Here is a 24,108-nt window from a genome sequence, read left to right as displayed (position 1 = left end):
GAACTGTTTGATCAAAAGTTATCCCAGTTATTGTGTAGTAGCTATTCCGTAGGGTTAATTTGCCTGTGAGAATTGTGGAGCCTTTGCCTGCTCCCCGAATGGCAATAGGTGAGCCATCTGTTCCATTCTTGCTTGAAGAACCGCCGATCGTATGGAGACCAGGCGAGAGCTCGATAACGTCACCTGCCTTCAATAAAGAAGAGCCGAGTGCATAATTTAGGGTCTGCCAAGGTGCTCCAGCTGATCCAGAGTTAGAGTTATTTCCAGTTGGTGAAACGTAAAATGTTGCAGCAAAAGCGGAGGTTCCACATAAAATGACACTGCTCATCAAGAGCAGCCTAAGCCAAATCTTTATCATCTTTGCCAGTGGTGGGCATTTCGTATTCATGGTGAAAAGTTGCTGTGGTTCTGCTGTCTTTGGTATGGAAACCGCGAATGTTGACAGTATGGATTCGCTTAAAGTTACTCCTCAAACACGATGATAGATTCTGCCGCAAATAGCACGCGCAAAGAGTCTTTTATGAATGATCCTGATGCTGCCAAACGTATGTTGTAGGAAATTGTCAAAGTCCCGCTTTCGGCGGCTCTTTCCTGCTTAGAGCTATCGCTAAGACGGATTTCCTGATTTCAGGAGTTCATCGAATACTCGGCGTAATTCTATCCTGGTTTCGTTCGCGCGGCGGTTCAGATCCTCGCGCACCACGTCGCATTGCTGGTGGAGAGCCAAAATTCGGTTGATCGCGTCACCGTGGGTATGGTCACGGCCATCCACAATCCAGTCCTGCATGCCGACCGATTCAAACACTCCCCGGAATTTCATGCTGTAAGCCACCCCCACGCAGGGAATTCCTTGAGAGAGGGCTGCGATGCAGGCGTGCATGCGCGAACCGATGAGGAAGGAGCATTTTCCGATGACGGCCTTGATCTCGTGTTGGTCGTAGTCGCCGGTCACGATTCTGACCCGGGCCTGCGCCTCGGGGGGGAGGGACTCGCGCACCAGACGGGAGGCTTCCGGATCGCTCTCGGGGCTGCCCGGGAGGGCGAAGGTGTGGGGGATAAGCCAGATTTCCCCGGGGTGCCGGTCAAGCAGGGTCCGAATGAGTTCCGGAAGGAGGGCCTGGTAGTCGAGTTTCAGGCCGAACATGTTTTTGCGGTTGTAACCGCCATTGAACATCAGGCCGTTGACATTGATGCCGATGATTTTGCCCGCACCGCCTTCCGCTTGCGGAGGATCAAGGTGGATGGCCTGCGGAGGGATCGGTTGCAGGGAGAAAGCCACATCCGGGCTGAGCAGGATTTTTTTCCGGGTACCGACCAATGTCTGGGCCACTTGCCGGCTGGCGAGATCACGCGCAATGATTGTGCCGGACCTGAGCAGGAGAAAACGGGCGAGCGCGCGGGCGAGGCCGCTCTTGTAAGGGCCGTAGGTCTGGGGCATCTGCGCGATGTCGCCGCGAACCAGAAGCACCACGGCCTGCAAGAAAAAGCCGTGCAGGAAACGGCTGAGGCCGTAAATGTCGCTGAAACTGTCGCCGCCGCGGATGTCCCCGACCATATCCGCCCGGCTGATGGCCTCGACCCAGGGGGCCAGCCCGGCCAGCCGCCGCCGCAGAGCGGCCGAGGGGGTCAATCTGTAGGCTAGGGCCACCAGCATGATCCACAGCAGGTGATCCTTGGGCGAGGAGCGGGGTGAAAGCCGGCAGGGTATGACCGGAACCAGGAGCTGCGTTTCACCCACGCGGAACGGAACAACCTCGGTCCGGTTGTGGCCGATCAAAAGGCCGATTTCCGCCGTCGGGACCGATTGGCGTGTCAGGCCGATGAGAGATGAGCCGAGGGCCAGCACCCCCCGGTTGGACGAACTGACGGCAATACCGAGGAAGAGGACACGCATGATGAATGTGCGGATGTTAAGAGGAGCAGGCGTTGAAAAACAAGAGTGCTCAGGCATTTTATTCCCGGAAGGTCCAACGCCAAGGCTGCTTCAGTTTGGTTGGAGGCGGAGCTATCAGCTCCGCGTTGGATGAGGGGCATGGTCCATGGCTCGCAGGAATGATAGTCCTGCCTCCATTTCCGGAATGCTCCGTGGATCTCTACTTTTTTATGGCCATGCAGACAGGTCTCGGGTTTTGCATCCTGCTTCCAACTCACACTTGGACCATTTCATAGCAGCGCGAAAAATTGTGAGCCTCAAAATTTCACCCAAAAGCCAAACTAAAGCGGAGATGCTCCATGCTGCGAAATGGTCGGCAGCGGCCAGAGTAACTAATCAGGGCATGTCGGCCGTAGTTACGTTTTTGTTGGCCGGTTTATTGGGGCCTGAGGCGTTTGGCACCGTAGCACTGGCTTACCTGACGGTTACATTTTTTGAAATCATCGCCGGGATGGGGTTTAATTCCGCTTTGGTGCAGAATCAGCGAATTAATGATCATCACTTAAACTCGGTATTCTGGCTCAATCTTGCTCTATCAAGCGCGTTGATGCTGCTGATATGGTTTGGCAGTGGTTTATTTGCTGCACTTGCCAAGGCTCCGGAGGTGCAGCCGATTTTGGGTTGGCTTGCACTGCTTCTTCCCATCCAAGGACTGACCGTAGTTCAGGTAGCTGTGATGAACCGGAATATGGCTTTTCGCGCCTTGGCAATCCGTTCCACGATAGCGGTGATGATCGGCGGAGTGCTAGGTCTGACTCTTGCTTTTTTGGGTTTTGGGGTGTGGGCGCTGGTTGCACAACATCTGGTTCGCGAATTAGTCAGTGTGCTCTTGCTTTGGGGGCAAAGCGACTGGCGGCCAAGGATGTCGTTTTCGTGGGCATCGGTCTGCGAGCTATTCAATTTCGCTGGCAAAGCCGTCGTGGGGCAGTTTGGGACGTTTTTTCAAAACCAATTCGACAGTATCGCCATAGGCCTTTTTCTGGGCCCTACAGCCCTTGGGCTCTACAGATTGGCTGAACGACTGGTCGAACTGAATCTAAGCTTGTTTCCGCGAGCACTTCAGTCCGTCTCTCTCTCGCATTTTTCCCGACTGCAACACGATCACGCGGAACTAAATCGAAATTTTGTTTTTGGCGTCAAACTCAACAGCCTTGGATCGTTTCCTGGACTAGCGTTTTTGGCTGGCGCAGGATCGCTGGTGTTAAGTGTCTTTGGTCCGGAATGGGGAGAAGCAGAAGGGGTGATGGCAATGCTAGCCATAGTCGGCATGGCAAAGGCCATAATTCTATTTGTTGGCCCAACCTTACAGGCGGTCTCTCAGCCAGGAATCGTATCGATAATGACTTGGGCGGGTGCGGTCGCCAACGCTTTGGCAATCACTGCGGTCGCTACTCTGTTACACGAAGCGAATGATTCTGTCCGAATGATGGGAATTTCTTTCGCAAGGGTTGTAGTATTCTGCGGTTTTTTGACTCCCATCATGTTGTTACAAATTAAACGGGTAACGAACTTGTCCCTGATTACTGTAGCAAGAGCCGTACTTCCATCATTTCTGACTGCAGGTATAGTGTTCGGTAGCCAATATTTGATCAAGTTGGCGGGCCTATGGCAGTATTTCTCAAATGCGTATATTTCTTTAGCTGCCGCTACCAGTATTGCGTTAGTGATTGTCGTAGTTGCGACGCGTTCGCTTGATCGCCCCTTGTGGAAATCCCTAATTACCGGTCTATCTGAACGGTGAATAGCCACCGCGCTAGCGTAGGTTCTCAACCTTGCTGAGACTCTCGTGTTGGCGCATTCTGGTAGTCTTTCATTCCTAGTTTCTGTTTAATTTTTCTAAAAATTACCCGAGATTTGGTGCAATCACCTGGAATGTATTGATAGTTGCCAATTGCGGACTGAACAGCAGCTCGATTGGCGTTCGCACGAAGCCGAAGTTGCACTAAATTATCTTCCCGCGTTACCTGCTCCATGAATTTGAGGACGAAATGGTATTCTGGGCGGTAGAAGTCATGTAAGAGAATTATGCTCTCCGGAGGCAACTCCAAGGCAGCGGCAAGGCAACATGCTACCCTGAAACGTCCGTCCACTAAGACAAGATTCCAACGGCGTTCCTGCAAGCAACCCAATGGGTAAGAAGGCCACATATGTCGCTTAGACTTGTCCGTCGGGTGTCCCCATAATCCGGTGGGGCCAATGTTGACAAAGTCGAAACGCAAGCGGTCATCGGCAATAGCCTGTTTAACCTCAGGATGGATTGCCACATGCTCTTCTACAAATTTCACATCAGATTCGACCGATACAATATGACGGATAGATGAAATGGAGGAGGCGAGAGCAGTAGAACGCCCGCTACCATACTCCAAGTAGGAGTCAGCTTTTAGCAGATAACGTTGAAGCAATGCGACTTCTTTGGTGGTCATGATATATCTAGACTGTATGCAGTTAGGTTATGCCTGAACTTAGACAAGGGACCATAAATTGGGGCTCTTGAATAGAACGTGAATATTGCACCAAATGATGAGCAATATGACTATAGCGTTATTTGGCGAAGGCTGGAGTAGATAGTAAGGCTATCTAGCGGGCCTTGTTGAAGTCATTCGCTCCGGTTCTTTATGAGTGAATGGTCGATTCCGGAATGCACCTCGAATTTATCGGTTCAACGAGGTTGTCGTCCTCCTATCGAGGATAATTGACCGGGAGGCGTTACGGGTTGGATTAGATGGGCATGCTCTTCTAGGAAGTTACGCTTCCTTGAGAAAAGGTTGCCGATTTTGTTGAGCCAACCTCGCCAGCCAAAGTGATCCCGCGGATCAATGATGTCGGCTTGGAGGTGGCGGGCGAGAACTCGGCCGAACCTTTGCCAATCGTGGAGGGACTTCACGCCAAAATTGATCTGGCTGAGGGAAAGGTTTTTTTGGAAATCCGCATCGGTCTTGATGGGGTAGTGGGGAGAGCGGGCGTCGTCCATGTGGTCTTCGTGGATGAAGGGGAAATACCAGCCGTTGATCCAGCCATGGTAGGCCGCGCGGATGCAATAGCCCGTGAAGGATTCCCCTTCGCGGATGGGACCGAGCTGCCGGTAAATCTCCCGCTTGAGCACATGCCCGCTGCCCTGCACGAAGCCGTGGGTCATGATGCGGTGGCCGCCGGCAAAGGTCCGGATCTTTTTGCCGGCTACTTCGGGCATGAAATCCTCGTCGTAAAAACGCCAGCAGCCGATCACGCCCAGCTTGGGCTCCGCCGCGAGGGCGCTCCGCAGCGTGGCGCCCCAGCCGTCGGGCAGGAGGCAGTCGTCGTCCACCTTAGACAGGTATTCGCCTTCCGAATTGGCCCAGAACCAATTGGTCGGGGCGCGCAGTTTCACGTTTTCCGGGCTGACATGCAGTTTGTGGAAGCGGGGATGCCCCTGGAAGGACCGCACCACCTCAAGGGTCTCGGCATGGTCGCCATTGTGCCAGACCCACACGCGCATCTGATCATCGCAGGATTCAAGCAGGCGTCCGAGGGCCACACGGGTGAAGACTGCCCGCTTGAAGGTGATCATCAAAATTTCATGCATGGAATATAGAGCACTCTAAACACTTTAGTCGCTTCAGGAGTATACTTTTGAACACTTTGGATGAATATTATCTATGAATTTGGCTCTTTGGATTCTGAATTAGGATTTGAATTGATAAGCTTGCGACGAAACAACGTTCGCAAGCGATCCATACTACCAGTTGCCTGGATTAGTGTTCGTGCTACGGCGTTAATGAATTTATGCACGGTAAAAATCATGCAGATTAAGGATCCTCGCAGATTTCGTGCATACAGTATCATATTAGTTACTTCGTAGAATTCGTTTCCGAAGCGTTCTTTGTATGATGCCTCGCCCAACCCGAAATCTACAGTCACTGATTTTTGTCCGCAGTGATCAGAAAAAACCCGAACAAGTAGCACGGTGCCAAGTTCGTATTTTCGATATTTATCAATGTAACCAGTTGAAGCCATGTGGAGAATATCGCCATATTGATGACAATGCCAAAACGCGCATGGTTTCCCTTCAATATATAATATGTAACCTCGTAGACCACCGCGAGCCGCCTCAACTTTCAGCCGCTGGAGTGTCTCTTGAGATCCACGAAACCCCGCACCTAATTTACGGTGATAAGTCGTAGATGCAACCTTCTCGGCTTCCGAGCAAAATTCATCTGCACTTTCGTATGATTGGAATGTTTTTATTTCCCATAGGGATGGGAAATCCCTGTCTAGTATTGTTGAAAGACGTTTAATCCAATGACGATGTTTTCGACTTCGAGATTTAAGAAACTCTTCTGCTGAAATAGGTAGTTTTAACTGCCAATGTTTGCTCAATTTATTGAGCATGCCATATCGGACACCGCCGATTGCCAATTTACCCTGCTCAATAACAATGGAATCTGCCCTAATTTGAGAAAACTGTGCACAATCTAGACTCCGGTTGAGAATGAAATCATCGATTATCGGGAAAAGTCCGGCCCAAGCATCTTTAGTCAATTCACCCAGTGCGCCGCCATCTATTAGAACCAGTTGCTTCAATTTGACTGACCCAATCTTGAGATATCCTAATGAGATCTTCCTAATTGAATTCTCGATTCGGCCCACAATCAGCGAAATGATTTCCTCGTTCTTCCTAATAACAAAAATACAAGGGCTGATAATTTCTCGTCTGCTTCTAATAATTAAATTATAGAAGTCGAAATCGGCATTTGGGTGCCATTGGTTTCTTAGCCAGAACAACTTTATAGATTCTAATTCCTTAATTGTTGTAATTATCTGTATATCAATGCCTGAAGGATTTTTCATGGATTAATTGGGCCTGGCAGTGGCAGGCAATTGAAATGCCGAAATCAATGCTAATTGCATATACCAAACTCCATACGTTTGGTCGAAGTATGATATCCCTATCCAATTGAACATGTGCACAACAATTGTGACACCAAGTGCCCAACCTAAATGTTGATCATGTATTGGCATATTATCGCTTTCCGGAAATTTATTTAGCGCAGTACCGAGTGAATTGAATGACTTAATTAGTAAGAGAAAGAATAGAATCATCGATCCAAGTCCGGCCGCAATACCGTATGATATATATTGATTTGTTATGTCGGCACTTCCTGTAGCGTGTATGTAATACGCAAACCAAGTCTGAGTCTCTACTGTAGGCATTCCGGCAAGCCACCAACTTTCTATATGCTTAAACGCCTGCTCCATTAAATGGGATCGATGCCAACCATCACCACCGCTTATCGAACTGATTTTTGCGGGAATATACCAGATAGGAGCCTTCATCAGGGAGCCGACGATTACCAGCAGCAAAAAGGCGATAATCTTAACCGCACGAAGTTGGGATCTCAATATCCAGAATATCCAGCCTACAAACGCAACTCCTACACAACTCAATGGACCACCAGAATTGGATGCGTATACAATCATCAAGCAAGCTATAGTGCCTAGGATTCCACTGTTCCGAATACTCTGGTTGCGAATAAAAGCGATATAGGTTGGCAACATACATGCACCAAATGTCCCCATCAGACTTGGATGCCGAAAGCTCCCGATAGCCCTTAGTCTATCGCCCCGAATCATGTCAGATCCGCCGGATCGTGCTCCGATTAACGAGAAAATATTGAATTTATAAATGCTTTCTATCAGCGATAAAATCGCGAATGGAATAATCAGCAGAGCTGTTGATTTTAGTAATTGATAGATGTCATCGCGATTTTGAATCAATCCTCTAAAAGAAAAGTAGCATAGAAATGCATCTGTTCCCCAGCCAATACGGTATGCGATGCCATCGCCGCCTCGCACAATAAAGACAACAACGGTATATATTATGAAAATGATCAGCGCCTTGTCGATACGAGTTAAGTAAGAGAAGGCAAATTCGCGGCGAGTAACCACCCTCAGGAAACCAGCCAACTCTACGATCCGGAAGGTGAAGATATTGAACCCAGCAACATTGAATTGCTGATTTTGAGTTAAGTAGAGAATTCCGGCTACCATGCCTATGGCTGCACGGCTGCGGGAGCCGGAGAGCACCAGGTAAAGCACGACCGTCAGAATGAGGAACCCGAGGAGATTCATGCTGCGCGGGTCAGGTCCTGCCCGGTTTACCTCCCACCGACCAGCGCAGAACGGCAAGCCACTTGCCGAGCGAGGCCCGGCCGTGGCGCACAAACTGGTTGCCAAAAGGCAGCAAGGGAATGATCAGCAGAAGCCGGAGCAGGGCGGAGCCTCCCATGGCGATTCGGTAGGCCGTGGCGGCAGCCAGGCCCCGGTGGAGCCGCATGAAATGATGGCACGACACGCGCATCATGACCGTGGAAAAATTGCTGACGGTCTGGCGCGAACTGCCGCCACCATGATGGACCAGCTGCGCCTCCGGAATGTAATAGGCCAGCCAGCCGGCCTTCCTGAGCTTGTAGCCCAGGTCCACATCCTCGCCATACATGAAGTAGGATTCCGTGAACCCGCCGATCAGATCGAAGCAGTCCTTCCGGATCAGGATGCAGGCACCGGACAGGGCCTCGACTGCCACCGGGGTTGTGCCCTGGCGAAAGAGCGCGGCGTTGCCCCAGAGCGAGGAATCCGGATACCTCCGGCGCAGGTATTCGGAATCCAGCACGCGGTTCAATATCGTCGGGAAATTCAGGATGCTGGTGGTCTGCAGCGAGCGGTCCGTGTTCAGCAGACGGCACCCGACCGCACCGGCTTTGGGCAGGGATTCGAGCCGGGCCCCCAGGAGGGAGAGAGAATCCTCGATGAATTCCGTGTCGGGATTCAGGAGCAGGAGGTTGCGTCCGCCGGCGTGGCGGGCACCGAGGTTGTTGGCCCGGGCAAAGCCGATGTTTTCCCGGCTTTGGATGAACCGCACTTCGGGAAATTCGGCCGCCAGCATACGGTCGCAGCCATCGAAGGAGGCGCCGTCCACCACGATGATCTCAAGCTTCAGCCCGGGCGGGTGGTGTCGGCCCAAGGATTGCAGGCAGGCGCGCAGGTAGTCCTTGGAGTTCCAGTTGACGATGATGATGGATACGTCGGGTGACGACATGGATGCTCAATCCGGCCTGGTGCCGGCAGTTTGAGGACATGGTATCCGGGACAGGGGGCACATGGGGGCGCGGAGGTGGATTACCAGATGCTGCTCCGGCCGCTCAGCTTGCGCAATTGCTGGCCCCGGACGTAGCGGATCAGATCAGGATCGGGCACGCGGGGCACGCGTTGCAGCCAGCCTTTGAAGTAGCCCCAGCCCAGCCCGGCGGAGGCCACCAAGTAGGGCGGGGCGAAGGTGCGCTTGGCGCATTTGGCCAGCATGAAGAGCGGGTGGTAGCCGGTGATGTGGTTGGCCAGGCCGTTCTTCACCAGGTTGCGCCAGCGGCCGTCGGCCGAGCCGGTGTCCTTGAGCTGGTGAATCTTCAATTCGGGGAAGGTCCGGGTGACCCAGCCCTGCTGGTTGGCCTTCAATTCATCGAGGGTGTCCCAACCCGGGGCCATGTGCAGGCCGCCGATCTGCTCCCAGCAGGCCCGCCGGTAGATCTTGGTGGCGCCGCGCACATGGAAGGCCGGATCGCCCAGGGTCTCGCCGACCAGCCCCGCCGGGGTGTTCTGGCAGATGAGGCCGCCGCCGATGCCGAGGCGGCTGTCCCGGTCGAAATGGGCGAAGCAGCTGGCGAAATAATCCGGTTCGAAGGCAAGGTCGCCGTCGAACTTAACCAGATAGTCCCAAGCCCGTGCCCCCACCAGGGCGAAACCGTCGTTGAACGCCTGCACCACGCCCGTGCCGGGCTGCCGGAAGCCCCGGTCCGGGCGGTGCACCACCTTGATCCAGTCGTGGCGTGCGACCGCCTCGTCGATAATCGCTGCGGTGCGATCCGTCGAACCGTCGTCCACGATCACCCAGAGGGCGGGACGGACTGTCTGCCGCTCGAACGAGACGATGGTGTGCGGGAAATTTCCCTCCTCGTTCCTCACGGGGGTGATCACGATGTATTGCGGGTGTCCGTTCATGGGGCGGGTGCGATGGTCAGGAGATGGGCGCGCGATCCGGAGGAAGGCCCGGGCGGGACGCATTCAAAATGCCGTGTCGCATGGGATGCAATCCACCATTAGGCGGCGGGGCGCGCCGGACGGGGTTTGAGCCGCTTGAAGACGCTCTGGACAGAATGAAGCCAGTCGTAGGCGCCGGAGACCTTGGCCCGGAGCAGCGGGAAGTCGTCGCAGCCGTTGGCCGGCAGCCGGCGCAGCTGCAGCGGATCGTCGCCCGCGGTCACCGTGCCGATTTCGGTGGTGGCGCAGGTGGCGTAACCGGCCTCTCCGATCATTTCGCGCAGGCGGGCGGTGAAGTCCCGGTCGGCCGAGGGAAACGCGTAGGGGTAGGCAAAGCTGGTGACGCTGGCGCCGAGATGCTGTTCGATCATTTGCCGGGAGTCGTGCAGTTCGCGTCCGATCTCGGGCCAGCCCAGGCGAACGAGAATCGGGTGGCTGACCGTGTGCGACCCGAATTCGATGCCGGCCCGCCGCAGTTCCCGCACCTCGGGCCAGGTCAGGCACTCGTGGGACTTGAAACTCAGCCGGGTCTCACCGACATAGGCCGTGGGCAGATACATGGTCGCCGTGAACCCGTGGCGCGCGAGGACGGGATAGGCGGCCGTGTGAAAATCGCGGAAACCGTCGTCGAAGGTAATGGCGACCAACTTTTGAGAAGTTGGGGGAGAAAGGGCAGCGGAGAAAGGAGAAGGGGCGCCTGAGGCTGGAGGCTGGAGACCGGAGGCCGGAGACTGGGTGCCGGCACCGTTCGCGAATCTTACTTCCTCTTTCATACCCTGCACCTTGTCCCCTTCGCCCTGTGTCTTCAGTGCTTGCAACCCCTCGCTGAGCGTCACGCCCCGATAGCCCAAGTCGGCCAGCCATTGCATCTGCTCGGCAAAGCGCCGCGGCGAAGCGCACACGCGGTAATAAGGCGAGATGCCCGGCTCAGGATCATCGGCAATCCGGTGATACATGAGGACGGGCAGGCGGCTGACCGCGGCGCGGCCTGCGGTTGCTGGGGCGGGTGCGCCCTTCAGCCGGAGAACCGGATCGACGAGGCCGAGGGAGATCAGGCGGTCGAGGCGCACGGGAAATCAGAACCGGGGGAGGCGGGGTTTCGGAAGCCGGAGGTCCGATTCGGCAACGGGCGCCGGCGCCGGAGCAGGGAGGAGCGGTCGGGCATGGCGGACTGGATTGCTGTTTCGCATGGGCCGGGGCCGTCTTTCAGCAGAAGGGACTCAGGCGATCAACCAGGCCGAGATAGTCATGCTTGCGGGTTTCCCAACAGTTCAGCCGGGCATACTCCAGTCCGGCGGCCGCCTGCCGCCGGTGCAGCTCCGCATCGCTCAACAGGCTGATCAGGGCCGCGACGAGGGCCTCGACATTGCCGGAGGGGAAGAAGCGCACCACCGTGTCGTCGAAGTAATACCGGTCAATCTTGGTGCTGGACACCACGGCGGGAACGCCGACCGACATGAATTCCATGATCTTGGTGCTGTAGGCCTCGTTGCCAAAGGAGTCGGCGCGCTTCGGCACGACGCCGAGGTCCGCCCGGGCCATGATGGCGGCGACCTTGCGGACATTGGTCGGTTCGAAAAAGCGGACGCAACCGTCGAGGCCGAGATCGCGGGTCAGGGCGACGAGGGATTCCTTGGCGTTGCCGTCGCCGTAGATGTGGAATTCCGCCCCGGGCACGGCCGCGCGCACCGCCGGAAACGCACGGATGGCAATGTCCAGGCCCTGGTGCCATTGCAGTCCGCCCGGGAAAATCACCACTTTTTTCCCGTCGTCGCGCGGGGCGGGAGCGGGAACGAAAACCTGGGAATCAACGTAGTTGATGAACGCGGTGCTGCGATCCCGGGTGCCGGTGCGCCCGGTGTAGGTGTCGAGCCAAAGATGATTGGCGATGATCACATGGTTTGCCAGGGCGGCGGAGCAGCGCTCCATCAGCTTGAGCAAGGTGAAGGAAACCCCGGACGCGCGCTGGCCGAACTTGCTGGTGAAAAATTCCGGCACGATGTCGTGGATGTCGAGGATGACGGGCGTGCCGGTCATCTTCGGATACAAGGCCGCGAAGATCAGGAAGTCGGGGATGTTGTGGACGTGGATCAGGTCGTAGCGCCGGCGGGCGTGGCTGCGCGTCAGCCACCAGAAGGAGGCGAGGAGGAAGCGCAGCAGCGGCCACAGGTAGGACAGCTTCGACTGCTCGTTTTTGCCAAAGCGGTCCTGCAGGCGATGCACGCACACATTTTGAATCGTTTCCTGGCGGGGCAGATCGGCGGACCGGCGGAGGGCGAGAATGTCAACATGGTCGCCGCGAGCCGCGAGGGCCTCCGCATAGCGGGTCACGCGGTTGTCGCTTTCGTAGAACGAATGGCTGATCATGCAGATCCTGCGCGGGCGCGGCAGGGCGGGGAGCGGGCTCAGGCCGCGGGCGAAGCGCGACACCTGGCCGGGCAGGGCCTGCCAGTATCTGCCGGTGTGCTGGCGGCGGACATGCGCGAGCAGTTCGCGGTAATAGGACACCGGAAAGGTGCGCGGGCTCGCGGCCTCACCGTCGAAACGGACATAGTCGGGATGGACATTGACGAGTGCCATGCCCCCGTGGCCGGCAACCCAGTCCAGCTTGCGCAACCAGATCTCGGGCGAGGTTTCACGAAGCAGCAGGAACAGGGTCGAGTCCTGCGGGAGGGTGTAGGGCAGCTCGATGTAGCCCGAGGTATTTGGTGGCGGCGTGAGGTATCTCCCGTTGGCGGACACGGTGCGCGGCGGCGGAGCTGAGACCCAAAACGGGAAAATGGTGCCGGCGCCCGAAGACTGGGGTTCGAAGGGATCCGTGTCGAAGGTGGAGGAGTCGTATTCGATCTTGAGGTCGTGCAACCACTCGAGGTTTCGCAGCATGAACCCGGCGCGAAACCCCGAGGCCCCCCAGTCCTGCAGGTGATGGTTGATCCGGACGGCCTGCTCCTCGAACCCGCGGCGCGAATCATACAGGTGACCGTCGTGCCGGAGGTCATGGACCCCGACTTCGAAGCCGTTCCCAACCAGCCAGGCGCGCAATTCCGGCGGCACGGCATACGGCCCCTCCGGGATGAAGTTGAAACAGGAGCGAACACCCATCTCCATCTCAAGCTCCGCGAGCTGCCGGCATTTCGCGAGCCCTTCGGGGCCTTCCACATCGTGGGTGATCACGAAGGCAAACTGACTGTTTTCGGGCCAGCCGGGCCAGCCGGTCGGTTTGGTGGCGGCGTTGGCCTGGATCGGCCAGACCGCGGAATGGATGCGGCGCAGGCGCCGCGCGAGAATCCGGCGAAAGCCCATGCGCAGGCTCCAGGGAAGAAAAGGCTTCAGGAGGTAGTAGAGTCGGCGATGCAGCATCGGTCAGAATTCGGACTGGGTGAGAGGTTTCCGTTGGCGATGTTTGTCAGCTGCGGGCAGCGGCGGTGAAGCGTTTTCTCGGCGGGTGAACGAGGCGGCCTAGGATCATACCAGTCTGGTGTTGGGGAATGGCCAGTAGGATGATCCCGCCCATGGTTCCAGCGCCAGCGAGAACATCGCTACCGGCGGCTCCCTGTATGCGTGGAGATGCCGCGAATGAGCCGCCGCGTGGAGCTCGCATCATGCGCCCAGGAAAAAATTGCTGTCCTGTTGCAGTCGGGCGGGAACGTAGGGATTGTTTTTGTTGAGCACGACGCCGACATTGGTCTTGGCTTGGGTCAGAAGCTCCGCGGCGCGTTCCGCGACATGGCGGTCGGTTTTTTCGGATTCTACCACGAGGAGGGTCATATCCATGAACTGGGCGAGGCGGGGGGTGATACTGATCTGGTTCACCGGCGGCATGTCGAAAATGATGTAGTCGAAGTCGCTGGCCTTGAGCTTCGGCACGAGCTGGTTGAAACGCTGGGGGAGGCCCTTGGCGAGACGCTCGCCGCCGGAACTTTCGCTGACGACGTAGAGGTTGTCGCGGACAAATGCCGAGTTGCGGGTGTCGAGCAGCTGGTCCAAGCCGATCTGGGTGCCGCGCTGGAAGTGCTGGGCGGAGCCCTGGCCCTGGGTCATGTCCACGAGGAGGACGTTGCCCTCGCCGGTCTCGGACAAGGAACGGGCCAAGCCGGAGGCGGTGGTGGTGACGCCCGAGCTGCGCCCCAGTCCAGTCACGGCGATCAGCTTGGGTTTGTGCCGGAGGTTGATGCTCTCGAAGTAGCTGATCAAGCGGTCGCGCAGGGTTTGATGGAAGGGTTCCAGCTCGGTTGTGGCCAAAGACATCCCATTCCCCGACCCGGCGGCGTTTTGGTCGGCGTCGCCCACCGGCTTGCTGCCCGCAGCCGGCAACAGTTTTCGCCGGCTTTTACCTGCGGCAAGGGCGGTCTTGAGCCGGGGAATGGCGATGAAGAGGGGGGCGCGCAGGGTGCGTTCCACCTCGCCCGGGCGCCGGATGGAGTGATCGAGGAACATCTCGATGAGGAAGGCCCAAGCCAGACCCAGAATCAAACCAGCGGCGGCGATGCCGGCGGTGAGCTTGCGCAGTGGCATCCAGTCTTGCGCCGCCGGGGTGGCGGACTGCACGATGCTGATATTCGAAACCTTGCCGTCGCCCATGGCTTCCTTGATGCGCTGTTGCTCCAGGCTCGCGGCATAGCGGCGGTAATTGGTTTCCTCGAGTTCCTTGCGGCGACGCAGTTCGAGGATGGATACTTCCAGTTGGTCGAGGTTGGCCGCCTCGGCTCGAACCTGCTCCATCTGCGCGTTGAGGGCTTTGAGTCTCGCTTGCAGAGCGGTGATCTGGGCGCCTTCCGTCACGGGATCGTAGCCGCCGGGGCGGTTGCCCGCCGCCACCACCACGGCGGTGTTCACGCGCGCGAGCCCGGGGTGGGCGGCAATCAGCTGCTGGCGTGAAGCCTCGGCCTCGGCCACCTGGGCCCGCACTTCCTGAATGCGCGCGGAGCCCTCCTTAAAATAGTTCAACAGCTCGGCCTCCCGGCCCCGCAACTGGCTGATCTGGGCCAGGACGCGCTGATAGGCCTCAATCTGTGCGGGCGGCACAGGGGCCGGCTCGGTCGCGGTGGCCTCCGCGGCGGCGGGCTGGAGGAGTTTTGTCATCTGCTCATACACGGAGATCCGGCCAGCGAGTTCCGCCTGGGCGGTGAAAATGGCGTCGCGAATGCGGTTCATCTGGTCGGCATAGGCCTGCTTCGAGGCCTCCAGGGAAACGACCCCGGCCTTGGCATTCACCGCCCGGAGCTGTTCCTCAGTCTGCGTAAGCCGGGCCCGCAACTGGTCGGTCTCCTGGGCCAGAAATTCGCCGACCATGCCGGCGGCGCGGTGGATTTCCTGGTGACGTTTGAGGTAAGCGTTGACGTACTCCCGCATGATGGCCTGCGCCATTTCGGCATTGGGGTGAGTGACGTAGGCCTCAATCGTGCTGCTGTTGCGAGGAGTCTCCGCAAATAATCCAGCGCGAACAACGCTTGTGGCTTCAGCGAGAGATTTGGAATCACTGATGCCAGTTAGCACTTTATCCGGACCGACATTGCGGGCGACGGTCTCGGCCAGATCCCGGCTGGTAAAGATCTGGAGCTCGGAATTCAGGACCGTGGCGCCGCGGCCATCCGGGGACATGGTGATCGTGTCGTTGGCCCCGGGATCCATCGAGCGCCCCTCGCTGATAACGAAGCGGATCAAGAGATTGGCGCGTGATTGGTAGGGGGGCGGTTTGAGCTTATAAACCGCGGCGGCTGCTCCCAAGCCGAGCATGGTGCAGATGATGATCTTCCACTTGTGACGGAACAGGACGTAGTAGAGGTCGCTGATCTTGAATGTGGCGGTGGGATTGGTGGTGGGAGTGGCCATTCGTGGAATCCGGATGTCGCGGGAAAGAGATGGGGAAAGTTAAGGGGCCAAACGAGGGGTCGTCCATGGGAATCGGAGGCGCGGCGGGGCGCGCCGGGAGAAGGGAGCAGGGAGGAAGGACCAAGGACCAGGGACTAGCGACTAGCATCAAGTGACTAGTCACTACGGACTAGGGAGACCGGAGACCGGAGGAGGGTAGGGCGGAGGGCGGAACAAAGGACCGGGGACGAGGGACCATGGACTAAGGCAGAAGTGTGAAGCGAAGTAACAAGGAACAAGTATCAAGTAACAAGGGCGGAGGACTGAAACTTGAAAGCTGAAACCTGAAATCGGAAACCGGAGGCGGGCGCGCGTGGTGCGCAGGAGAAAGGAGAAGGGAGGAGGGAGGACGGAGACAGGAGATCGGAGTTCGGAGATCGGACTACTGACCACTGACTACGGACAACGGGTCGGACGGTGGACAGTGGACGGAGGGCGGAACAAAGGACCAAGGACCAGAGACAAGGGACAAAGGATTCCGTCTTCCATGCTCCTTTCTCCGTGATTCCTCCTCCCGCCTACGGCGCGGCTTGCCGCGCCTAGGCAATGTGGCGGTAAAGGAAGCGGCCGGCCAGGCGCGACAGAGGCAGGGGCAGGTTTCGGAAAATTTGGTTATGCCAGCCCTGGGCTTCATCCTTGGCCGTAACATGGCCAGATGTCCGAAAATCAAACCGGGTGTATTCGACCGACTCTTCCCGCGTGCCCCAACCAAGTTTGAATTTTCGCAGTCCTTCGTTGCCGAGGGAGGTGCGGCCGAAATCCATTTCGAGAAAGCCTGCGTTGGCATAATGCTGGATGCTCCGCCAGAAAACCAGATTGTTGGCTCGCAGCTCCTGTCGGTTCTCATCGGAGGCGCCGAATTTGTAGATGGCCCGCCGGTTGAAATGCAGGAAGATCGCGCCGGCTACGGGCAGTCCGCTCGCATCCCGGCCGAGCACGATCCAGCCCTGCTCCCGCTCAGCCAAGATATAACGCTGGATGTTCGTGAAAAAGCGATAGGGCTGGGGCGGCACGCCATGACGGCGGCGGGTCTGGCACATGAGCCCATAAAAGGCATTCATCGCCTCAGGGGAGCGGGAGAACTCCACTTTCACGCCGCTGCGCTCGGCCTTGCGCATGGCGCGACGCACAGAATCGTCAAACCCAGCCAGCAGGGTGGCTTCGCCGACGTTCAAGGTCAGTGTATGGCGCAGGAAACTGGTCGAGGCCGGAGCTTCGGGCTGCCAAGATTTTCCGCCCCGGCACTCGAGGTATTTCCATCCGCGCGCGCGGCCCAAGGCCAGGGCTGCGTCGATCAGCTCGCGGAAGTTTGCGGGATCGGAGCAAAGTGGCTCCACTAGGTCGGTGAAAGGGAGGCCAACGCCGCGTTTTCCCGTCAGCCAGCTGGATACCTCCATCAGGGGCAGGAGGGCGGTCAATTTTCCCGTCGCATCGCTCTTAGTGAGGTAGTGCGGCTGGTAGCCGTAGGCCTCCTGCAGCACTCGGGCCCAGGCCGCCGAGTGGAAGAATGTCGCACCTTCCAAGGTGCGCACGTTATCGTCCCACGCGGCATGCTTCCGGGGATCCAGCTGGTTGATACCGGGCGTGCCCGGAGCAGGAGAGGTGCTCGAGACCGGTATCACATTGCACAAGCAGGCTGGCCGCGATCAGGCAGCCCCGCCAGCGACAAGGCGCAGGCAGTCCTTGAACTCCCGGACCACGATTTCGATCTGCTGGTTCGTCAGCTCGGGAAACATGGGCAGGGACAGGAAGCTGTCGGCGCAGGCTTCGCTGACAGGAAAGTTGCCACGGCGGTAGCCAAGATTGGCGTAAGCCTGCTGCAGATGGACCGGGACCGGATAGTGAATGCCGGTGGCGACGCCACGTTCGCCGAGCAGTTGGATCAGGCGATCGCGATGGGCAGCACGCACGGCGTAGATGTGGTAGATGGACTGGCCGTATGCCGCCTCGCTCGGCAGGGTGACCCCCGGGGTCCCCGCGAGCAGTTGATTGTAAAGGGCGGCAGCCCGCCGGCGCTGATTGTTGGCCTGTTCAAGATACTTGAGCTTCACGCTAAGGACCGCGGCCTGAAGACCGTCCATGCGGCCGTTCCAGCCCACGACATCGTGGTAATATTTCTTCTTTTGGCCGTGCTCGCGGAACATGGCCACCTTTTCGCGAAGAGCGGCGTCGTTGGTGGTGACGGCTCCTGCTTCGCCCCAGGCGCCAAGGTTCTTGCCGGGATAGAAACTGAAAGAGGCGGCGTGGCCAATGGTGCCAGCCTTGCGGCCGCGATAGGTGGTGCCCTGAGCCTGGGCGGCATCCTCCACCACGAAGAGATTGTGCTTCTTCGCAATTGCCATGATAGGGTCCATGTCGGCGCACTGCCCAAAGAGATGCACCGGCATGATGGCCTTGGTGCGGGGAGTGATGGCGGCCTCGATCTGGGTGGGATCGATCGTGTAGGTCTGCGGATCAATATCCACGAAGACGGGCTTGGCGCCGGCATAGGTGATCGCCTCGGCGGTGGCCATGAAGGTCATGGGCACGGTGATGACCTCATCGCCGGGACCGACGCCCAGGGCAAGGAGTGAGAACCAGAGCGAGTCCGTGCCATTGCCAACGCCGATGCAGAACTTGGCGTCGCAGAACTTGGCGTAGGCCTCCTCAAAGCGAGCGACGAAGGGACCGCCGGCGAAGGCGTTTGCGTCAATAACCTCGTTCATCGCCGCCATGACTTCCTGGCGTATCGGATCGTGGTGGGCTTTCAGGTCGAGAAACGGGATTTTGGACTGGGACATTGCGGATGAGGAGAAAGGAGAAGGGAGGAAGGACTCGGGACCAGGGACTAGGGACTAGGTTCTAGGGTCTAGCGATTAGTGACTAGCGACTAGGAACTAGGGAGAACGGAGGACGGGAGGTAAGTGACAAGAAACAAGTATCAAGTAACAAGGGCGGAGGACGGAGGGGTGGAGAACGGAAACCTGAGGAGGGCGAGCGTGGCGCGCAGGAGACAGGAGACAGGAGAAAGGAGAAAGGAGAAGGGAGGAGGCAGGGCAGAGAAGGGAGACCGGAGGCGGGGCTACAATGGACGGTAAACGGTGGGAGTAAGGAGATGGGAGGCTGGAGGACGGTGGGAAAAAGGTGGAGCGTCTAGCGAACAGGGACCAGAAATTTTCAACTCGGGTCACACGGGTGTGGTGCGCTCAGAGCGAGCGGAGGACCTTGGCGGGGTTGCCGGCCACGATGGTCTTCGGCGCGACATTCTTGGTCACAACCGCACCGGCTCCGACGACTGCACCCTCGCCGATCGTGATTCCACACAGCAGCGTAGCGCCGGAGCCGATGGAGGCGCCGCGCTTGACCACGGTGGGCAGGCATTTCCAGTCGGCCTCCGTCTGGAGACTGCCGTCGGCGTTGGCTGCGCGAGGGAACATGTCGTTGGTGAAGGTCACACTGTGGCCGACAAAAACCTCGTCCTCGATGGTCACGCCTTCGCAGATAAAGGTGTGGCTGGAGATCTTGCAGCGTCTTCCGATCCTGGCGCCCTTCTGGATTTCCACGAAGGTGCCGATCTTGGATTCGTCCCCGATCTCACAACCATAGAGGTTGACGAAACCGAAGATCTTGACGCCCTGGCCAAGCTTGACGCTGGCGGCAATCTGCTGGTTGGGCTGGGAGGGAGGCGACATGGGAAAGCAGGTGGACCTGGCGATTTTCAGCCTGCCTTGTTCGCACTGTCGCCGATTGGCTTGATAGCACCGACGGCTAGGGGCGAACGGGAACCGCTGCTGTCAGTCACCGGAGAGCGGCTGGAGGAGGAACCAGCGGATGATTTGGCCGCACTGGGCAACTCGATCGGTGCGCCATGAAGTTTGAGCGACTGCGATGAGGCCTCGAGGATGCGAACGATCTCAAGGCCGCGTCGTCCATCCGTGATGGGAGTGTTGCCGGATCTGATGCAATCAAGGAAGTGCTGGCACTCCGTTTTCAGGGGTTCGTCCTGCTTGATGTAGGGGCTATACATGTCGCCGTAGTGATAGGCGTAATGGAACTCTGCGAAGGTATCGTAGTGGGGTGGACGTTCGACACGCACGTCGAAGATCTTGATCTTCTCCTGGGGCGCCACGTCATCGTAAACGATCATGCGTTCACTGCCGACAATGGTCATCTCACGGATTTTCTTCGGGTCGAGCCAGCTGCTTTGGATGATGGCGGACTTTTCCCGGGTGAAGGAGAGGCTCATCGATGTGACATCTTCGATGCCCGGAGTCACGTGAGCTGTGCCCTGGCAATTCACGCGCAAAGGCGTCTCGTTCATGATGTGCAGGATGATTGAGATGTCGTGCGGGGCGAGATCCCAGGCCACATTGATATCCTTCTGGAAGAGGCCCAAGTTCAGGCGGCGGGCCGAGATGTATCGAATTTCGCCGATGTCTCCCTTGTCGACAATCTCCTTCATTTTGCGCACGGCCGGTGAGTAAAGGAAGGTGTGGCCCACCATCAGGATCAGCCCCTGTTTCTTGGCGAGGTCAACAAGCTCCTCACACTGGGCGACGGAGGCGGCGAGGGGTTTCTCAATGAAGGTGTGCTTGCCAGCCAGCAAGCTCGACTTGGCCATGGGGAAATGGTGACGGACTGGCGTCGCAATCACGATGGCATCAAGCGTCGTATCGTTTAGGAGGTTTTCGAACTTGGTCTCGGCTTCCACCTCCGGATACAGCGTCTTGAGGTGCCGGAGTCTTGCTTCGCTGGCATCGCAGATGGTCCGCATCCGGCAATCAGGGAGGGATCGAAAATTCCGGATCAGGTTTGGCCCCCAGTAGCCGCAACCGACGACGCCAACGTTCAGCACTTTGCTCATGGTTTAGGTGATTTAGATATCAGCGGAAACAGAATATTAACAAGGGGTTCGGGCGCATTCAGGTTCGGCTCAGCCTGCTTGCATGGCAGACTGACTGAACTTCACCCAACGGCAGCCATTCCCAACTTGAGACTCACCAAAATGCAACATCCAGATTCAAGGGATGTTCGCGGAAGCTCGATTTTGTGACATCGAAAATGGAGCTGCAGTATGGAGGCTGACCGCTGCCGACCGACGGCCAACCCGTGTGTCATAAAGCTGAATCAGCAAAGCTGGAATGGTCAGGACAATAATTTTGAGGTCGAGCCACAGCGACATATTTTGGGAGTAGCGGATGTCCAGGCGGATCATTTCATCAAAGGTTGTCCGGTTTTTTCCCGAAACCTGCCAGAGGCCCGTAAGGCCGGGCAAAGCATTGAATCGCTGCCTCTGCCATGGTTGATATAGATCGGCTTCAGAGGGCAGGCACGGACGTGGACCGACCAAACTCATTTCCCCTTTTAGCACATTGATGATCTGCGGCAATTCGTCCAAGCCCGAAGCGCGTAAAAGCCACGCGCCCGGCAGCAGGCGAGAGTCGCCTTTAGCATCAAGTTTGACCATGGGAGCACTTGTGCTGACCAATTCCTTAAAATGATTCTGATGGTTGGTCGTTTCGGCATTCACCCGCATGCTTCGGAATTTGTAGATCTTGAAGGTCTGGCCATTCAGACCAATGCGTTTTTGCCGAAATAGGATAGGTCCGGGAGAAACGATCCGGGTGATTACTGACATCATGAGCGTGCAAAGCAAAAGCACCGGCAAAGCGAATAAGCAGCAAAGGATATCCAAACTACGCTTCCACAAGGGTAGCGGCACATGTCGATCATGGGCTCTAAGGTGATTAGTGGAGCAGTAGTATTCCATGATTGAATCGGTTAAGCGTGGGGCAGAAATACTGCATTAAATTTGAGAGTGGGCCCAAAATACTTCGAATCCTTGAGGGGTGTGTGGTTGTGGAAGCTTACCGATGAGGGAGCGGGTATTTTATAACTTTCTAGCGCGGATATCACACCGATAATGCTACTTGGATGAAATTTCCCGAGGGTCAGGGTAGCGTGGATTCCGAGATATACGCAGCAGGGTGGATAAGCTTCACAGGATTTTTAGGCATCAAACACGAAAGTCGTGCAAGTTAAATTAATTCACATTTATGGTTCGTAACCTATTTAACACAAATCACTAGGGGTGCGCTAACACATGCGAAATATTCTGAGCAATCGTGCCTAGATTATTTATAATGAAACAAATATGCAATAAGGCAGGCTCGATTCCTCTTTGTTTCTCCTAGTCTAAATGGCCGTATGTCAGGTGCTTTGTAGGGCATTCACTCAGAAAGTATTCTTATGGCAAAATGCGACGAATAGGGAGCTGTTAATGCAAGTATGAGTCATTTGTTATCCTGAGGTGACTCCGATCTAAAACGCATTTGTGTAAAGTTGCCTGCACTCTCAGTGAAATTTTTATCCTAAAAATCGTCCGTGCCGCGCCGATTGTGAGGGGGTGATCTTACTCTGCGCATCGATTGCTCTTACCCTCGGAGGTGGGGGGATTGTTCTGCACCGGGCTTTGCGCCATGCGCCGGAAGGCATCGAAGGAGAGTCTGGATTCAGCGCTTACCCGATGGCGGTCGAGTCCCTCGCCCCCAAGTCGCAGCCCAAAGGGTGGGAGGCGCTGCCTGAGAGCCGGGAACAGGGAGTAGGGTGAAGGGGCGCGGTGCGCCGGGAGGAGGGAAGGAGGCGCGGGACGCGCCGGAGGACGGAGACTGGAGGCCGGAGATCGGAGGCCGGAAACCTGAAACCTGAGGACGGAGACTGGAGGCGGGACTTTGGCATTTTTAGTTGAACTGTAGCCGTTTTCGACCGGTGAAAACTGCGGCTTCGCTGCGCTGAGGATGCCCGTGATGAAAATGCGCTCCCTAAGCGTGTCGTTCTGAGCGAAGCGAAGAATCCAGCTCTGCCTATCCGCACGCGACCGCAGAAATCTTTACACCGCCCTCGGTCTAGGGACCAAGGACCAAGTAATACTAAAGTCAGTAGACGGTCCGACCGACGACGGAAAGGCGAGACAGGGAGAAGGCAACACGGAGACAAAGACCAAGGATTCCGGGCTGCTCAGATCGGACGTCAGACGTCAGATACCAGAAATCGAAAGCCAACTTCCAACGCTTTTCTTCAACTTAAACTTCCGGCTTCAACTACCCGCCGGGTGGAATCCGGGGCAAAGGCAAAGCCGCCCGGGTCAGAACCAGTTGAACTTGGTCGGGACGTAAACCGTATCGAAGGGCTTGAGATAGAATGGGACGCTTTGGCCGCCGGTGAAAACCTGGTCCAAATTGAGGGTATAGCTCTTGGTCTGACCCTCCTCCTGGCGCACGACGACGACCGCCTTGAGGTTGGCCCGGGCCTTGTCGAAACCGCCAGCTTCCATGATGGCATCGAAGGCGGAAATGCGCCGTTCGGCCACAATCTTGCCGGGACGCAGCACGGCGCCCGTGACATAGAGCGTAAAGCTGGAGGAAACCAGCGAGACCTGGACCTCCTTGGAAACCAACTGCGGTTCATACAGAGCCAGGAGCTCCTTGGTAAGGGCCTCGATGCTTTTGCCGGCCACGGCATGGTCTCCCACCAGTGGCAGCGCGACCCGGCCGTCGGCCCGCACCGGCAGCGTGGCATCCATCGAAGGCACGCCGGGGAAACTGACTTTGATCACGTCACCCTCCTTGAGGGCCAGGGCGTCCGCCGATTGCTGATCAGCGGACATCTGGGCTTGAGCCGCCTGTTCGGCCGAGGCGACTTCAGAGGTGGTCGTGGTGCAGCCGGTAAGCAACCAGGTAGCGCCCAACGCCAGCAAGGCCGGTAATGCGGCCAAGGACCGAAGGAAGGTAAGCGACAGGCAGGGGGAAAGAGGAGCGGGGCTTTTCATGGTAAATGAGACGATCGCAGGGAGAAACGCCAAGTAAACCGGTTCGGCGGGGCATGTAAAGGCCGGCTTCGCCGGCGGCGCGCGGGTGCGTGCAGGCTCCGCGCGGGAGAAAGGAGGAGGGAGCACTGTTCCGGCATGCTTGCCGGACATGTGTTTGTCCGACGTTCTTGAACATTCGTCCAAAACGTAGGCAAAAGAAAAGGGAGACCGGAGGCTGGAGGCCGGAGATCGGAGGCCGGAAACCTGAAACTTGAAACCTGAAACCTGAAACCTGAAACCGGAAACCGGAGGACGGACTAGGGACTAGCCCGGATATTTCAGCGCAATGAAAGGTGTTGAATCAGAAATATCCGTTTTGCCTTCGGCAAAAGCGACTTCGTCGCGGTTAGCCCCGACACAGTCGGCTCGTCAGGGCGAATATTTCTCT

Annotated in this window: 18 protein-coding genes; 2 read left to right on the top strand and 16 right to left on the bottom strand. The window is 57.2% G+C overall.

Features of this window, described 5'->3' with window-relative positions; genetic code table 11:
- The first annotated feature begins 314 nt into the window (after positions 1–314).
- Positions 315–482, top strand: a complete 168-nt coding sequence (locus tag ESB00_RS19720) for a hypothetical protein (RefSeq protein ID WP_164976229.1) — start codon at positions 315–317, stop codon at positions 480–482.
- A 125-nt stretch (positions 483–607) separates the two neighbouring features.
- On the opposite strand, the gene ESB00_RS14495 is transcribed toward ESB00_RS19720, so the two are convergent.
- The gene (locus tag ESB00_RS14495; protein ID WP_129048509.1) at positions 608–1,951 is read right to left on the bottom strand and encodes a polysaccharide pyruvyl transferase family protein; all 1,344 of its coding nucleotides are present in this window, start codon (positions 1,949–1,951) and stop codon (positions 608–610) included.
- 232 nt (positions 1,952–2,183) lie between these two features.
- Between ESB00_RS14495 and ESB00_RS14490 the strand changes: the two genes are divergently transcribed.
- Positions 2,184–3,674, top strand: coding sequence for a lipopolysaccharide biosynthesis protein (locus tag ESB00_RS14490; RefSeq protein ID WP_164976228.1), 1,491 nt, complete (start codon positions 2,184–2,186; stop codon positions 3,672–3,674).
- Between the two features lie 25 nt (positions 3,675–3,699).
- Here ESB00_RS14490 and ESB00_RS14485 read toward each other — a convergent pair whose 3' ends face one another.
- From ESB00_RS14485 to ESB00_RS14415, 15 genes are all read right to left on the bottom strand, one after another.
- A complete protein-coding gene (locus ESB00_RS14485; protein WP_129048507.1) occupies positions 3,700–4,356 on the bottom strand; it encodes a hypothetical protein in 657 nt (218 codons plus the stop codon).
- Between the two features lie 236 nt (positions 4,357–4,592).
- The gene (locus ESB00_RS14480; protein WP_129048506.1) at positions 4,593–5,495 is read right to left on the bottom strand and encodes a glycosyltransferase family A protein; all 903 of its coding nucleotides are present in this window, start codon (positions 5,493–5,495) and stop codon (positions 4,593–4,595) included.
- A gap of 71 nt (positions 5,496–5,566) precedes the next feature.
- Entirely contained in the window at positions 5,567–6,760 is a 1,194-nt protein-coding gene (locus ESB00_RS14475; RefSeq protein ID WP_129048505.1) for a GNAT family N-acetyltransferase, read from the bottom strand.
- Between the two features lie 3 nt (positions 6,761–6,763).
- Positions 6,764–8,041 (bottom strand): hypothetical protein, encoded by a 1,278-nt coding sequence (locus ESB00_RS14470; RefSeq protein ID WP_129048504.1) that lies wholly within the window; start codon positions 8,039–8,041, stop codon positions 6,764–6,766.
- Positions 8,042–8,051: 10 nt separating this feature from the next.
- Entirely contained in the window at positions 8,052–9,008 is a 957-nt protein-coding gene (locus tag ESB00_RS14465; RefSeq protein WP_129048503.1) for a glycosyltransferase family 2 protein, read from the bottom strand.
- Positions 9,009–9,088: 80 nt separating this feature from the next.
- On the bottom strand, positions 9,089–9,964 hold the full coding sequence (locus ESB00_RS14460; RefSeq protein ID WP_129048502.1) for a glycosyltransferase family 2 protein: 876 nt from the start codon (positions 9,962–9,964) through the stop codon (positions 9,089–9,091).
- A 98-nt stretch (positions 9,965–10,062) separates the two neighbouring features.
- Entirely contained in the window at positions 10,063–11,073 is a 1,011-nt protein-coding gene (locus ESB00_RS14455) for a polysaccharide deacetylase family protein (protein ID WP_129048501.1), read from the bottom strand.
- Between the two features lie 136 nt (positions 11,074–11,209).
- Positions 11,210–13,363: a glycosyltransferase gene (locus tag ESB00_RS14450; protein ID WP_129048500.1), complete on the bottom strand. Its 2,154-nt coding sequence runs from the start codon at positions 13,361–13,363 to the stop codon at positions 11,210–11,212.
- Positions 13,364–13,603: 240 nt separating this feature from the next.
- Positions 13,604–15,835 carry a GumC family protein gene (locus tag ESB00_RS14445; protein ID WP_129048499.1) on the bottom strand — a complete coding sequence of 744 codons (2,232 nt, stop codon included), beginning with the start codon at positions 15,833–15,835 and terminating at the stop codon, positions 13,604–13,606.
- 578 nt (positions 15,836–16,413) lie between these two features.
- A complete protein-coding gene (locus ESB00_RS14440; RefSeq protein WP_129048498.1) occupies positions 16,414–17,355 on the bottom strand; it encodes a lipid II:glycine glycyltransferase FemX in 942 nt (313 codons plus the stop codon).
- A 165-nt stretch (positions 17,356–17,520) separates the two neighbouring features.
- Positions 17,521–18,654, bottom strand: a complete 1,134-nt coding sequence (locus ESB00_RS14435) for a DegT/DnrJ/EryC1/StrS family aminotransferase (protein WP_129048497.1) — start codon at positions 18,652–18,654, stop codon at positions 17,521–17,523.
- A gap of 405 nt (positions 18,655–19,059) precedes the next feature.
- Positions 19,060–19,545 (bottom strand): acyltransferase, encoded by a 486-nt coding sequence (locus tag ESB00_RS14430; RefSeq protein ID WP_129048496.1) that lies wholly within the window; start codon positions 19,543–19,545, stop codon positions 19,060–19,062.
- 26 nt (positions 19,546–19,571) lie between these two features.
- Positions 19,572–20,717 (bottom strand): Gfo/Idh/MocA family protein, encoded by a 1,146-nt coding sequence (locus tag ESB00_RS14425; RefSeq protein ID WP_129048495.1) that lies wholly within the window; start codon positions 20,715–20,717, stop codon positions 19,572–19,574.
- Between the two features lie 156 nt (positions 20,718–20,873).
- Positions 20,874–21,623 carry a sugar transferase gene (locus ESB00_RS14420; RefSeq protein WP_129048494.1) on the bottom strand — a complete coding sequence of 250 codons (750 nt, stop codon included), beginning with the start codon at positions 21,621–21,623 and terminating at the stop codon, positions 20,874–20,876.
- Positions 21,624–22,997: 1,374 nt separating this feature from the next.
- On the bottom strand, positions 22,998–23,627 hold the full coding sequence (locus ESB00_RS14415; protein ID WP_164976227.1) for a polysaccharide biosynthesis/export family protein: 630 nt from the start codon (positions 23,625–23,627) through the stop codon (positions 22,998–23,000).
- Positions 23,628–24,108: the final 481 nt, after the last annotated feature.

It is taken from the genome of Oleiharenicola lentus, assembly GCF_004118375.1.
In the GTDB taxonomy this organism is placed as follows: domain Bacteria; phylum Verrucomicrobiota; class Verrucomicrobiia; order Opitutales; family Opitutaceae; genus Lacunisphaera; species Lacunisphaera lenta.
The sequence above is the reverse complement of the archived record's forward strand: the minus strand, read 5'-3'. Positions and strand labels throughout refer to the sequence as shown.